Source organism: Tenacibaculum piscium, assembly GCF_021390715.1.
Classification (GTDB): domain Bacteria; phylum Bacteroidota; class Bacteroidia; order Flavobacteriales; family Flavobacteriaceae; genus Polaribacter; species Polaribacter piscius.
In genome coordinates, this window is record NZ_JAJGWT010000004.1 from 154 (window position 1) to 12,771 (window position 12,618).

Below are 12,618 nucleotides of genomic sequence, written 5' to 3' on the forward strand. Positions count from 1 at the left end.
TTTTTAGCATCAAAATTCATCAAGATAAAATAATTCAAATTCTCGATACAATTTTAATTCCTTTTAATCATTAAAATCACTCGAATTGACAAGAATCATCAAAAAAAAAGGAAAGAACTACGGCAAATCAGGATGCGAAACTGAAATAAATYGAGAACTTTTTTAGCATCAAAATTCATCAAGATAAAATAATTCAAATTCTCGATACAATTTTAATTCCTTTTAATCATTAAAATCACTCGAATTGACAAGAATCATCAAAAAAAAAGGAAAGAACTACGGCAAATCAGGATGCGAAACTGAAATAAATTCAGTTTGACGGATTCGATTTTCTGTTTTCATGCTATAAAACTTTTTTTTGATGAAATTTAAACAGGCTCTAAACTTGAACAATTTTAATAAATAGACCTAGCCCCGATTGAAGCAATTGTTTGAGCTCTTTTTTGATTTTTCTTCAAAAAAAGCGAGTGCGGAAAGCGGGAAATAGCTCCAAAAAAAAAATCACCCTTTATAAAAATAAAAGGTGATTTGTAATCTTAAAAATCCTACTATGAAATAATTAAAATATTACGCTTTATCAAACAGTGCTTTATGAATAAAACCTGCAACCATTGCTCCTGCTATTGGCGCTACCCAAAATAACCAAGATTGTGCTAAATATCCTCCACCTGCAAACAACGCCTGACTCATAGAACGTGCCGGATTTACAGAAGTATTCGTAATCGGAATGCTAATTAAATGAATCAATGTTAAACCCAAACCAATCGCTATTGGTGCAAAACCTTTTGGCGCACGTTCATTCGTACTTCCTAAAATTATCAACAAGAAAAACATCGTTAATAAAAATTCCGCTACAAAAGCAGATGTCATATTATAACCTCCTGGCGATAATTCGCCATAACCATTCGCAGCAAAACCACCAATACTTTCAAAATCAGACTTCCCAGAAACAATTAAATATAATGCTCCAGCTCCCAAAATAGCTCCCAATAATTGAGAAATAATATAAGGTAACAACTCCTTTGCTGAAAATTTTCCTCCTGCCCATAATCCTAATGATACCGCAGGATTAAAATGACCACCCGAAATATGACCAACAGCATATGCCATCGTTAAAACAGTTAATCCGAACGCTAAAGCAACTCCCGCAAAACCAATTCCTAACTCAGGAAAACCCGCCGCAAAAATAGCACTCCCACAACCTCCAAAAACTAACCAAAATGTTCCGAATGATTCCGCTAAATATTTTTTCATACCTCTAAAGTTTAAATTAATTGTTATTGTTTTTTAATTATGACACCAAATAAAAATAAAAGTCACGCACATAAACCTACAATAAAATAATTCTCTAAAAAAGAAGTTCGTATCTTTTCGTATCTTTGTAAAACAAAAAATTTTAAATTATGAAATTAGTTTTTATTACTATCGGATTATTAGCACTTGCTTTTGCTGGAATCGCAATAAAAATTTGGGCTAAAAAAGATGGCGAATTTGCAGGAACTTGTGCAAGTCAAAATCCTGTTTTAAATGAATCTGGTGAATCTTGTGGGTTTTGCGGTAAAACACCCGACCAATTCAACTCTTGTAGTGAACCTGAACACGAAAAATAAAAAACTTTTTAATTCAAAAATCAGTACTTCACTACTCTTACACCTATTCTATACCTAAAAAAAATAAATGATTCGTATTAAATACTAAAATAATGTTTTCAGGGTTATTTTAGTGTTTAATACTATCAAAAACCATTTCTAAAAATATCTTGGAAAATCTTGGAAATACAAAACGAAAAAGTACAACTACATATTGAGAAAGCTAAAAAAGGAAATCAAATTTCTTTTAATTTTTTACTCGATACTTTTTGGAATGATGTATATCGGTATCAATTATCAAAAATAAAAAACGATAACGATGCCGAAGATATTACTATCCGAACTTTTTCGAAAGCATTTGATAAAATTCATACGTTTAATACAACATATAAATTTAAAACTTGGCTAATCGCTATTTCTAAAAATGTATATATTGATTTTTTAAGAAAAAAAAATAGCCGTATTTTACTCGATACTTCCAAAGAACAAGAAGAAGCCGCATCTAGAATTATTGACAATGCTCCTTCTCCTGAAGATAAAATTATTACTGAACAAAATTTAGCCAAACTTCTAAGAGATATTAAAAAACTAAAACCGAAATATCAAGAAGTTATTCATTTGCGTTTTTTTCAAGAATTGAGCTACAAAGAAATTTCTGATAAAACTAAAGAACCTATCAATAATGTAAAAATAAAATTATTACGAGCTAAAAAACTATTAGCAGAAATAATAAAAAAACCATAACTTAAAAAAAACACGTAACCTAAACGTTAATTTTAAGATTATCAATACATTGTTTTATCTTTTTTTGATCTCTTTATATGAAAAAATCACTTTCAAATATATTAGGGCCTGGATTGCTATTTGCGGGAGCTGCCATAGGTGTATCTCATTTAGTGCAAGCAACAAGAGCTGGTGCCGATTTTGGTTTCGGGTTACTTTGGGCACTTTTAATTGTCTCTTTATTTAAATATCCTTTTTTTCAATTTGGTCCCAGATACGCTGCCGCCACAGGAGAAACATTGTTAGACGGGTATAAAAAATTAGGCAAAGGAGTACTACTTTGCTATTTTATATTAAATTTCGCAACTATGTTTACCATTCAAGCAGCTGTTACAATTGTTACCGCTAGTTTAGCAGCAACAATTTTTGGTTTTACAAGTGATTTAATTATTTGGTCAGTACTTATTTTAGGAATCAGTATGCTTCTTTTAAGTGTTGGGAAATATAAATTACTCGATAATTTAATGAAATATATTATCTTCATATTAACAATAAGCACTATTATTTCTGTAATTGTCGCCTTATTTAGCACTCAAAAAGGATTCAATTTTCAACAAATACTGCCTAGCGGAACGGCACAAATTACTTTTTTAATTGCCTTTTTAGGATGGATGCCCGCGCCTTTAGATGTATCTATTTGGCATTCATTATGGTCGGTCGAAAAAAGTAAAACTACTTTTCAACAAATAAAACCCAAACATGCTATTTTTGATTTTAATGTCGGTTACATCGCTACCTTTTTTTTAGGTGTTTGTTTTGTTATTTTAGGAGCATTAGTCATGTATCAATCAGGAGAAACATTCTCTAATAAAGGAACTGTTTTTGCAAAACAATTAATTCATTTATATACCAAAAACTTAGGAGATTTTTCTTATTTATTCATAGGAATTGCCGCTTTTACGACCATGTTTAGCACCACCTTAACAACCCTAGATGCCTCTCCTAGAGCCATGACAAAAACTTCAGAATTATTATCCGAAGCATTATTCAACAAAAAAAATAAACTAAATTATTGGTTTTGGATGCTTTTTTTAACCGCTGGAACCTTCGTAATCTTATCTTATTTTTTATCAGATATGGGGTTTTTAGTAAAAATAGCAACGGTTTTATCATTTTTAACAGCACCATTTTATGCTATTTTAAACTATATTTTGATCACAGGAAAACATACTCCTGTAAAAAACCGACCAAAATTACCCTTGCGGATTTTAAGTATTCTAGGAATCATTTTTTTACTCGCATTTAGTATTTGGTTTTTAATGAATTTATAAGACATTTCTTTGTAAATCTTTGTAAATTTGCTATTCAATTTTATCGAATTTTTATCGAAATGGCAAACGAATCAGTAATAGTACCAGAAAGAGTAAAAAAACCAAAATGGTTACGTGTAAAGTTACCTGTTGGGAAAAAATATACCGAATTAAGAACATTAGTAGATAAGTATAAATTAAACACTATTTGTACCAGCGGTAGTTGCCCAAACATGGGAGAATGTTGGGGAGAAGGAACGGCTACTTTTATGATTTTAGGAAATATCTGCACCCGTTCTTGTGGTTTTTGTGGCGTGAAAACAGGAAGACCAGAAACCGTAGAATGGGATGAACCCGAAAAAGTTGCCCGCTCTATTAAATTAATGAACATCAAACATGCCGTTTTAACTTCGGTAGATAGAGATGATTTAAAAGATGGCGGTTCTATTATTTGGGCAGAAACTGTAAATGCAGTCCGAAGAGCAAATCCTAAAACAACAATCGAAACATTACTTCCTGATTTTCAAGGAAATCAAAAACTAATTGATAGAATTATTGACGTTGCTCCTGAAGTAGTTTCTCATAATGTAGAAACCGTTCGTAGATTAACTCGTGAAGTTCGTATTCAAGCAAAATATGACCGAAGTTTAGGTGTTTTAAAATATCTAAAAGATAACGGAATGCGTACAAAATCGGGGATTATGCTCGGTTTAGGAGAAAAAGAAGAAGAAGTAATTCAAACCATGAAAGATTTACGTAATGTTGGTTTAGACATCATTACTATTGGACAATATTTACAACCAAGTAAAAAACACTTGCCTGTAAAAGAATTTATTACGCCTGAACAATTTAAAAAATATGAAACCTTAGGTTTAGAAATGGGATTTATGTACGTAGAAAGTGGCGCTTTAGTACGTTCTTCATACAAAGCACACAAACACGCACAATAAAGCATTGTTTTTTAATGATTTTTTAACACTTTAACAAAAAAGCGTTAAAAAAATGTCAAATAATTAAAAACAAATATAAATTAATAGTTTTATAGCTAAATTTGTAGTGTACTTGTGATAAGGTATTATGAAATCAGCTTTGTAAACTGTTTTCATTATGTAAATTATTTGAATTATTTAATAAAAAAAAGCCCAATCTCATGTTGGGCTTTTCTTTTTGTTTTTCTTTTTGTTTTTCTTTTTATGTATTCTTATTTTTAAATAAAACGTATGTTAAATAGCATTTATAATATCATGTTTTGTAATAATATGATGTTTTCCGTTTCCTAAATCAACCATTACGGCTTGATTTTCTTTGGTTATTAATTTCGAAACAGCATCAATCGAAGCATTTAATTGCACCACAGGATACATTGCTCCCATCACATTTTTTATCGGAGTATCTGCAATATTTTTATCTTCAATATAACGATGCAATAATGCCGATTCATCAACAGAACCAACCAAACCATTCACATCTCTTACAGGAATTTGCGAAATTTTAAATTCACGCATTCGCTCAATAGCATGAGAAACTAATTCCTCAGTTTGAACCGTAATTAAATCTTTGTCAAGATGTGATTTTATTAAATCGGCTGCCGTTGTAATTTCTTCATCTAAAAAACCACGCTCACGCATCCAATCATCATTAAACATTTTTCCTACATATCGACTTCCGTGATCATGAAAAATAACCACCACCACATCATCTTTTTTGAAATTTTCTTTTAATTGCAACATTCCCTTAATTGCCGAACCTGCCGAATTTCCTACAAAAATCCCTTCTTCTAAAGCTATTTTACGAGTATAAACCGCCGCATCTTTATCGGTAACTTTGGTAAATCCATCAATTACTGAAAAATCAACATTTTTAGGAAGAATATCTTCGCCAATTCCTTCGGTGATATACGGATAAATTTCATTTTCATCAAAAATACCTGTTTCATGATATTTCTTAAATACAGAACCGTATGTATCAATTCCCCAAATTTTTATATTCGGATTTTGCTCTTTTAAATATTTTGCCGTTCCTGAAATCGTTCCTCCTGTACCTACTCCAACCACTAAATGCGTGATTTTCCCATCTGTTTGTTCCCAGATTTCTGGTCCTGTTTGCTCATAATGTGTAATCGCATTTGATGGATTATCATACTGATTCACATACCAAGAATTTGGCGTTTCTTCCCCTAATCGCTTAGAAACCGAATAATATGAACGAGGATCTTCTGGCTCTACATTGGTCGGACAGACAATAACCTCTGCTCCAACAGCTCGTAAAATATCCATTTTTTCTTTAGATTGCTTATCCGAAATTACAAAAATACATTGGTATCCTTTTATAATTGCCGCCAATGCTAAACCCATTCCTGTATTTCCTGAAGTTCCCTCGATAATCGTTCCTCCTGGTTTTAAACGACCGTCAGCCTCTGCATCTTCAATCATTTTTAATGCCATTCTATCTTTAATAGAATTTCCTGGATTAAACGTTTCTACCTTTGCCAACACTAAAGCATCAATTTCTTTAGTCACAGAATTTAACTGAACTAATGGCGTATTTCCAATAGTCTCTAAAATATTTTTTGCGTATCTCATTTCTTCGTTTTACAAAAACAAAGGTAATTTTTTTTAAACGTTTTACAAGTATCCTATTTGTTTAGTATTCGTTATTAATTATCTAAAAAAAAAACGAAATTAAATACCTGCCGAAACTTCATAAATAACCTTAGCCCCGATTGAAGCTTTGTTTGAGCTCCTTTTTTTGATTTTTCTTCAAAAAAAGAGCGAGTGCGGAAAGCGGGAAATAGCTCCAAAAAAATCAATCAAACTTAAAGTATACAAAACTTAAACTATGCAAACTTAATGGATTTTGAAGGCTCGATTTTCGTGATAATATACGAAGGAATTATCAACATTAAAAAACACAATAAAAGTGTGCCAAAACTCAACAAAAATACCGCTGTAATACTGATGCTTACAGGAACCGTAGAAACCGCATAAGTCGCTGAATCTAAACTAATAAACTTGAAGTATTTCTGAATTAACAACAGTGAAATCCCTATTAAATTTCCCCAAAATAATCCCTTGATTATTAAATAAGACGCATTGTATAAAAATATCTTTTGAATACTCCAATTCGTGCTTCCCAAAGCTTTTAAAATTCCAACCATTTGAACACGCTCCAAAATTAAAACAAGTAAAGCTGTTATCATGTTAATTCCTGCAATTAAAATCATAATTCCGATAATAAACCATACATTATTATCAAATAATTTAATCCATTCAAAAATTAATGGGTAATTTTCGACAATAGTACTACTATTTAATGTTGCTCCAATAGTACTATAAATCTCATCTCCTTTTGATTGTAATGTGTCAAAATCATCAAGCAAAACCTCAAAACCTCCAACCTGATCAGCCTTCCAACGATTGATTTGACGCACTTCTCGAATATCGCCAATAACCATCGTTTTATCAAAATCAGTAAAACCTGTATTGAAAATACCAACAATAATAGGCGTACGCATTTTGTATTTTAACTTACTTTTTTCGGCACTAAACAACGTTTGAATCGTATCGTTCAACTTAAAACCCAACCGATTTGCAATAGCCTGAGAAATTATTATTTCTTTATTTCGAGCTTGATTAAAATTAGGCAAACGCCCTTGTTGTAAATATTCTTTGAAGAATGAAAAATCATAATCGGAAGAAACTCCTTTAAAAATAATCGCCTCAAAATCAGTAGGCGTTCGAATGATACCCGCAACATTTGCGAAAACTTGCACGTTTTTAATGCCCTCTATATTTTTAAACTTCGGATAAAAATCTTGATTCTTTGAAATCGGAACCGTAGAAATATCCGAATTATTTGTATCATAATTTACAATCTGAACATGCCCTTTAAAAGCTGTCATTTTATCACTGATTTTTTCCTGATATCCAGCAACAATAGAAACTGCCACCAACATAATAGCAATTCCTAACGCAATCGCACTCGTTGCAATTTTAATAATCGGCGATGAAATACTACTTTTATACGCTTTTCCAGCAATAATTCGTTTGGCTATAAATAATTCGAAATTCAAAAGTTACGTTTTTTTAACAAATTCAAAAGTAATTAATTCTTACTGATTCTAAACCTAATTTTAACGCTTCTTATTGTTCTTTTATTCCTTATTTTGTTGCTAAAAGATTTTTAAGTAGTAATTTTATACTTTTAAATCAAAAATTATCTTAAAATTCATCTCAAAATTATATGAAAAAAAGTTACACGTCTTTTGCCCTATTTTTAGTTTGTATTAGTTTTCAATTTTCGTCATGCGCACAACAACAGAAATCAGACAACGATAAAATTCAAAAAAATAAAGCAATTAATATTGAAAAATCAACAAAAATTTTAAAAATAAGTGCCGATAGAACCAATTTATATCTTTCGAAATTAAAGGGGAAAAATGTGGCAATTGTTGCCAATCAAACCTCAACTGTAAGCATAAAAGGAACGTCAAAACATATTGTTGATTACTTATATACCGATGAAAATATTGCTGTAAAAAAAGTATTTGCTCCAGAACACGGTTTCCGAGGAAAAGCCGATGCAGGCGAAACTGTAATCGATGGCGTTGATACCAAAACACAATTACCGATTATTTCATTATATGGGAAAAATAAAAAACCATCGCAAACACAATTAAAAAATATTGATGTCGTAATTTTTGATATTCAAGATGTTGGCGCACGTTTTTACACCTATATTTCATCATTACATTACGTGATGGAAGCCTGTGCAGAAGCAAAAATTCCTGTAATTATTTTAGATAGACCTAATCCAAATGCCCATTATATTGATGGTCCTGTTTTAGAAATGAAACATACAAGTTTTGTAGGAATGCACCCTGTTCCCGTGGTTTACGGAATGACAATCGGCGAATATGGACAGATGATTAATGGTGAAAATTGGCTGAAAAATAGTTTAAATAACAATATAAAATGTGATTTAACCGTAATTCCTCTAGAAAATTATACGCACAATACGCCCTATAATTTACCCATAAAACCTTCCCCAAATTTACCAAATGCAACGGCTATTAATCTATATCCAAGTTTATGTTTTTTTGAAGGAACAAATGTATCGGCAGGTAGAGGAACCGATAAACAATTTCAAATTTATGGCGCACCTTATTTGAAAAAAACTCCTTTTAGCTTTACGCCACAAGCCAATGAAGGTGCAAAACATCCAAAATATAAAGCACAAATATGCCATGGAGAAAACTTGCAAGGAAATAAAAAACTTTCGAGCTTAAACTTATCTTGGCTATTGAAAACGTATAAAGAAGCTCCTAAAAAATATTTTTTCACAACCTTTTTTACCAAACTAGCAGGAACAAAAAAATTACAACATCAAATTGAACAAGGTTTGTCTGAAAAAGAAATTAAAAAATCGTGGCAAAAAGAAATATCAGAATTTAAAAAAATAAGAGCAAAGTATTTACTTTATAAATAAAATTGATAAAATTTAAACAGGCTCTAAAACAAAAAAATCGCCTAAAAATATTTTTAGGCGATTTATATAACGTTTCAGTATATGATTTCTTGTAAAATCAAACTAAATTAAAAATACTTATTAATTTAATTTAAATCCTATCTTGAAAAAATACTGTCCGAAAAAAGAAAATGTTGAATTCGAAGCCTTACGACCCAGAGTTCCTGAATTCTTCTTCTTAGTATTTACTACATAATTATAGCTCAAAGGTTTTACGTCAAAACCTATAAACATATCTTTAGTTAAAAAATAATCCAAACCAGCAACAGCTTGTACTCCAACTCCAAATAGTTCAACATGACTTAATCCTAAATTTGATACCGTTGCGGTAGTATCAAAATTAACAGTAGGATCAAAAGTAGAAGTTCTTGTATAATCTACAGGTAAAGAAAAACCTACATACGGCACCAATTTAGGGCTTTTAAGTTTCAAATACCATTGTAAACCCAAACCAGCATGTAAACTGTATTTATCCTCTCCAATAATTGCTTGATATGCAGGAACAACAACAGTGTTTTCATCATCTAAAACAGCAGGAATATTAACATCAGAAGGCGTAGTTCTAAAAGTAAAACCACCATTTAAAGAAAGTGCCATTTTATCAGAAATAAAATACTTACCTTCAACTCCTGCCATATTCATCATATTATTGTCATTACTATTAATCGTATTGACATAAGGAGCTTGACCGCTTACTTGATTTGCATTGCCAATATAACTCCCTCCTTGTTCTATATAAGAACCTCTTCCCATCAATAAAGAAACAGTATAGCTTCCTTTTTTAGGTCTAAATTCATTATTTTCGACATCGCTAGTTATCTCATTATCAACAACTATATCAGTTTCATTTTGAGCATTCGCTACAAAACCTGATAAAGAGAATAATGTTATCAGTATATATTTTTTATATTTTTTCATAATTAGATTCTTTAAGAAATTTTTTTGAGTTAAAAGTACCCAAGATAAAACTTGGGTACTATTGTGTTTACCTTAAAGAAAATACCTATGCTGATAATGCTGATTCCATTAAAGCCTTATACATTTCTGCCGATTTCTGATTTTTTTCAATTTTAACTTCTAAAACAGCGATTTCTTTTTCTAAATCAGCAATTTCTTCTGCTCTTTCATCAGTAAGATCAGTTTTACCTTTTTTAACCTGTTCAATTTGATATTTAACTTCTGATATTCTATCAGTTACCTCTAAAACTTCGGCTTTTTGATCTTTGATTTGTTCGGTAATTTGCTCCATACGATCTTCATAATCTTGACCTGAGTATTCGTTTGCTTCTAACTCTAATTCTAAACCATTAAAATAAACGATATCTCCTTGAAGATCATCAATTTTTTCTTGATTCACTTTTGCTTCTAATTCTAAAGCAGTTATTTTATCTTTTAAAGCTTGATATTCTGCCAATTGAGTCGTATCAATTAAAGCTTCTAAGCGCGTAATTTCTGTTTCAGAAGTTGCTTTATCTTTCTTAGCTTCTTCTAATTTATTTTCTGCACTTAAAATTTCATTTTCTAATTCCATTGTGCTTTCTAAAGAAGTTACAATATCCCTAGCTGTATTATACTCTTCGGTAGCTTTATCATAAGCTGTTCTAGCTGTTGATAAATCAGTCCCTAATACAATACCATCATTTTCCGCTAATTCTAATTCATACTCAGCTAATGCTGATTTACTAGAATTTAACATTGACTCATAATTACTCAAGTTTCTTTTAGTATTTCCTAAAACTTGTTGAGCATCATTAAATACTTGTGTATTTGTTTTTGTTTGGTCATCTTGCTCAACATCAAAGAATTTACCAACATTAGAACTTCCATATTGATAACTAGTAGTTTCACCTCCATTATTTACAACATCTGAATATGAAGTATAGGCTGTTGTACCAAAAACTACCTGTCCATTATCATTACTGATAACTTCATAGTAAGTATATAATGAACCATTATTCGCAATACCTGCTTTACCATCATTACCATTATAAGTAATTACAACATCAGACGGGCTTGCATCAAACTTTAATTTAGCCGCTTTGTATTCTGCTTCTAAAGAACTTATATTATTCTCTAAAGACTCAATCGTCGTTTCATAAGAAGCGATATCATTCTTTCTATTTTGAATATTCGTAATAAGATTGCTATAGTTTGAAGAAAATCTCATTGCATCTTGATACGCTTCTCTTGTTTCATCATAAAGAGCCTCTGCAGTTGTTCTATTACTTAAAGCAACTTCATAACTTACTACTGTTCCTGCTGTTAACTCGGTTAATTCTTCTTTAGCAACTGCTAAATTTTCTTTAGCAGTTGCTAAATCATTAGTAGTATATTCAATTTGTCTTTTATAAGAATTTAGATTGTTTTTTTCGTTTTGGTACTCATTTAAATTCTGATTATAGTCACCAAATACCGATAATTCTGTAGTTTCAATTTCGGTAATTCTAGCCGTTTTTTCTTTGTTTGTTGCTTTTAAAGCATCTATTGTTTTTTGAATTTCAAGAACTTGAGCACCAACAGTTGTTGGGTCAGATAAAACTGCTTCTAATAATGCTAATTTATCAGTTTCTTTTAATAAATCACTTTCTAATTCCAAGATATATAATTCTTGACTTTTGATTGTGTTATCTTTATTAAAAACATCAACAACATCAGCTTTTAACTTCACTAATTGACGATTTTTCTTTGCTAAATCGGCTTCAGAGCTAATAATTTGTCCTTTTTCTGCGAAGAATTTCCCTAAATAATCTCTAACAGTTTCCGATTTAACGTCTTCTATTTCTGATTTTAAGGTTGCTAAAGCTTTAATATGTGATTGATTTGCTAATTCAAGTGCATTTTGTGCAGCTGCAATTGCTAATTCACCTTGTACTAATTCAGTAGCATTTGAATTTTCTTTACTTTTAACTTCTAATAATTTTAAAGCTAACTTAGCTTTTTCCATATCAAGTTCTGCTATTTTTAAAGTTTTTCTAGCAGAAAGTAGCTCTGCATGTCCTTTATAAATAGCTTCTACTTCAGTAGACATTTCTTCTTCAACACAAGATGTTAAACCTAAAGTACCAGCTAATAATACGGCAAGCGTAAATTTTCCAAAATTTTTCATTCTTTTTCTTTTTAATATTTATTTGTAATTATTTATACACAATTTTGAGTGAAAAACAACAAATTAAGCCCTATAAATGTTGAAGACATTTTTTTTGACAAAAATTAATCTTCAATTATACTTGGGTAGTATTTGTTTTGTTATAAAATAAAAAAATAAATTTTCAGCAATTTTTTATTTTTTCACTATTTTTTTAGAAAGCAATTTCTGCGTCAAATGTATATAAATGTTTTTGTATTTCAACTACTTATGAAAAAATTAATAAAATTTTAACAAAACTTTAACTAACTTGTTTTTTTACAAAAGAGGATAACGATACTTTAACATATTATAAAACATAAAAAAATCGCCTAAAAATATTTTT

Annotated in this window: 10 protein-coding genes; 5 read left to right on the top strand and 5 right to left on the bottom strand. The window is 30.5% G+C overall.

Going from position 1 to position 12,618, the window contains the following annotated elements; translation table 11 throughout:
• Nucleotides 1–567: 567 nt before the first annotated feature.
• Nucleotides 568–1,254, bottom strand: a complete 687-nt coding sequence (gene aqpZ, locus L0U77_RS05165) for an aquaporin Z (RefSeq protein ID WP_233897690.1) — start codon at nt 1,252–1,254, stop codon at nt 568–570.
• A gap of 149 nt (nt 1,255–1,403) precedes the next feature.
• Here aqpZ and L0U77_RS05170 point away from each other — a divergent pair, with 149 nt between their 5' ends.
• From L0U77_RS05170 to lipA, 4 genes are all read left to right on the top strand, one after another.
• Nucleotides 1,404–1,610: a membrane or secreted protein gene (locus L0U77_RS05170; RefSeq protein ID WP_233884161.1), complete on the top strand. Its 207-nt coding sequence runs from the start codon at nt 1,404–1,406 to the stop codon at nt 1,608–1,610.
• Between the two features lie 159 nt (nt 1,611–1,769).
• Nucleotides 1,770–2,333 carry an RNA polymerase sigma factor gene (locus L0U77_RS05175; RefSeq protein ID WP_233897691.1) on the top strand — a complete coding sequence of 188 codons (564 nt, stop codon included), beginning with the start codon at nt 1,770–1,772 and terminating at the stop codon, nt 2,331–2,333.
• A gap of 77 nt (nt 2,334–2,410) precedes the next feature.
• Nucleotides 2,411–3,643, top strand: coding sequence for an Nramp family divalent metal transporter (locus L0U77_RS05180; protein WP_193706585.1), 1,233 nt, complete (start codon nt 2,411–2,413; stop codon nt 3,641–3,643).
• A 59-nt stretch (nt 3,644–3,702) separates the two neighbouring features.
• A complete protein-coding gene (gene lipA / locus L0U77_RS05185) occupies nt 3,703–4,572 on the top strand; it encodes a lipoyl synthase (RefSeq protein ID WP_101917059.1) in 870 nt (289 codons plus the stop codon).
• A gap of 273 nt (nt 4,573–4,845) precedes the next feature.
• Here the strand turns inward: lipA and L0U77_RS05190 are convergent, their stop codons facing one another.
• Complete coding sequence (locus L0U77_RS05190) at nt 4,846–6,204, bottom strand: pyridoxal-phosphate dependent enzyme (RefSeq protein ID WP_233899879.1); 1,359 nt, start codon at nt 6,202–6,204, stop codon at nt 4,846–4,848.
• Between the two features lie 254 nt (nt 6,205–6,458).
• Nucleotides 6,459–7,694 carry an ABC transporter permease gene (locus tag L0U77_RS05195; RefSeq protein WP_233900827.1) on the bottom strand — a complete coding sequence of 412 codons (1,236 nt, stop codon included), beginning with the start codon at nt 7,692–7,694 and terminating at the stop codon, nt 6,459–6,461.
• Between the two features lie 170 nt (nt 7,695–7,864).
• On the opposite strand from L0U77_RS05195, the gene L0U77_RS05200 reads away from it, so the two are divergent.
• Nucleotides 7,865–9,109 (top strand): exo-beta-N-acetylmuramidase NamZ family protein, encoded by a 1,245-nt coding sequence (locus L0U77_RS05200; protein WP_233897693.1) that lies wholly within the window; start codon nt 7,865–7,867, stop codon nt 9,107–9,109.
• A 120-nt stretch (nt 9,110–9,229) separates the two neighbouring features.
• On the opposite strand, the gene L0U77_RS05205 is transcribed toward L0U77_RS05200, so the two are convergent.
• Nucleotides 9,230–10,066, bottom strand: coding sequence for a BT1926 family outer membrane beta-barrel protein (locus L0U77_RS05205; RefSeq protein ID WP_233897694.1), 837 nt, complete (start codon nt 10,064–10,066; stop codon nt 9,230–9,232).
• 85 nt (nt 10,067–10,151) lie between these two features.
• Nucleotides 10,152–12,254: a coiled-coil domain-containing protein gene (locus tag L0U77_RS05210; protein ID WP_233900828.1), complete on the bottom strand. Its 2,103-nt coding sequence runs from the start codon at nt 12,252–12,254 to the stop codon at nt 10,152–10,154.
• Nucleotides 12,255–12,618 lie beyond the last annotated feature (364 nt).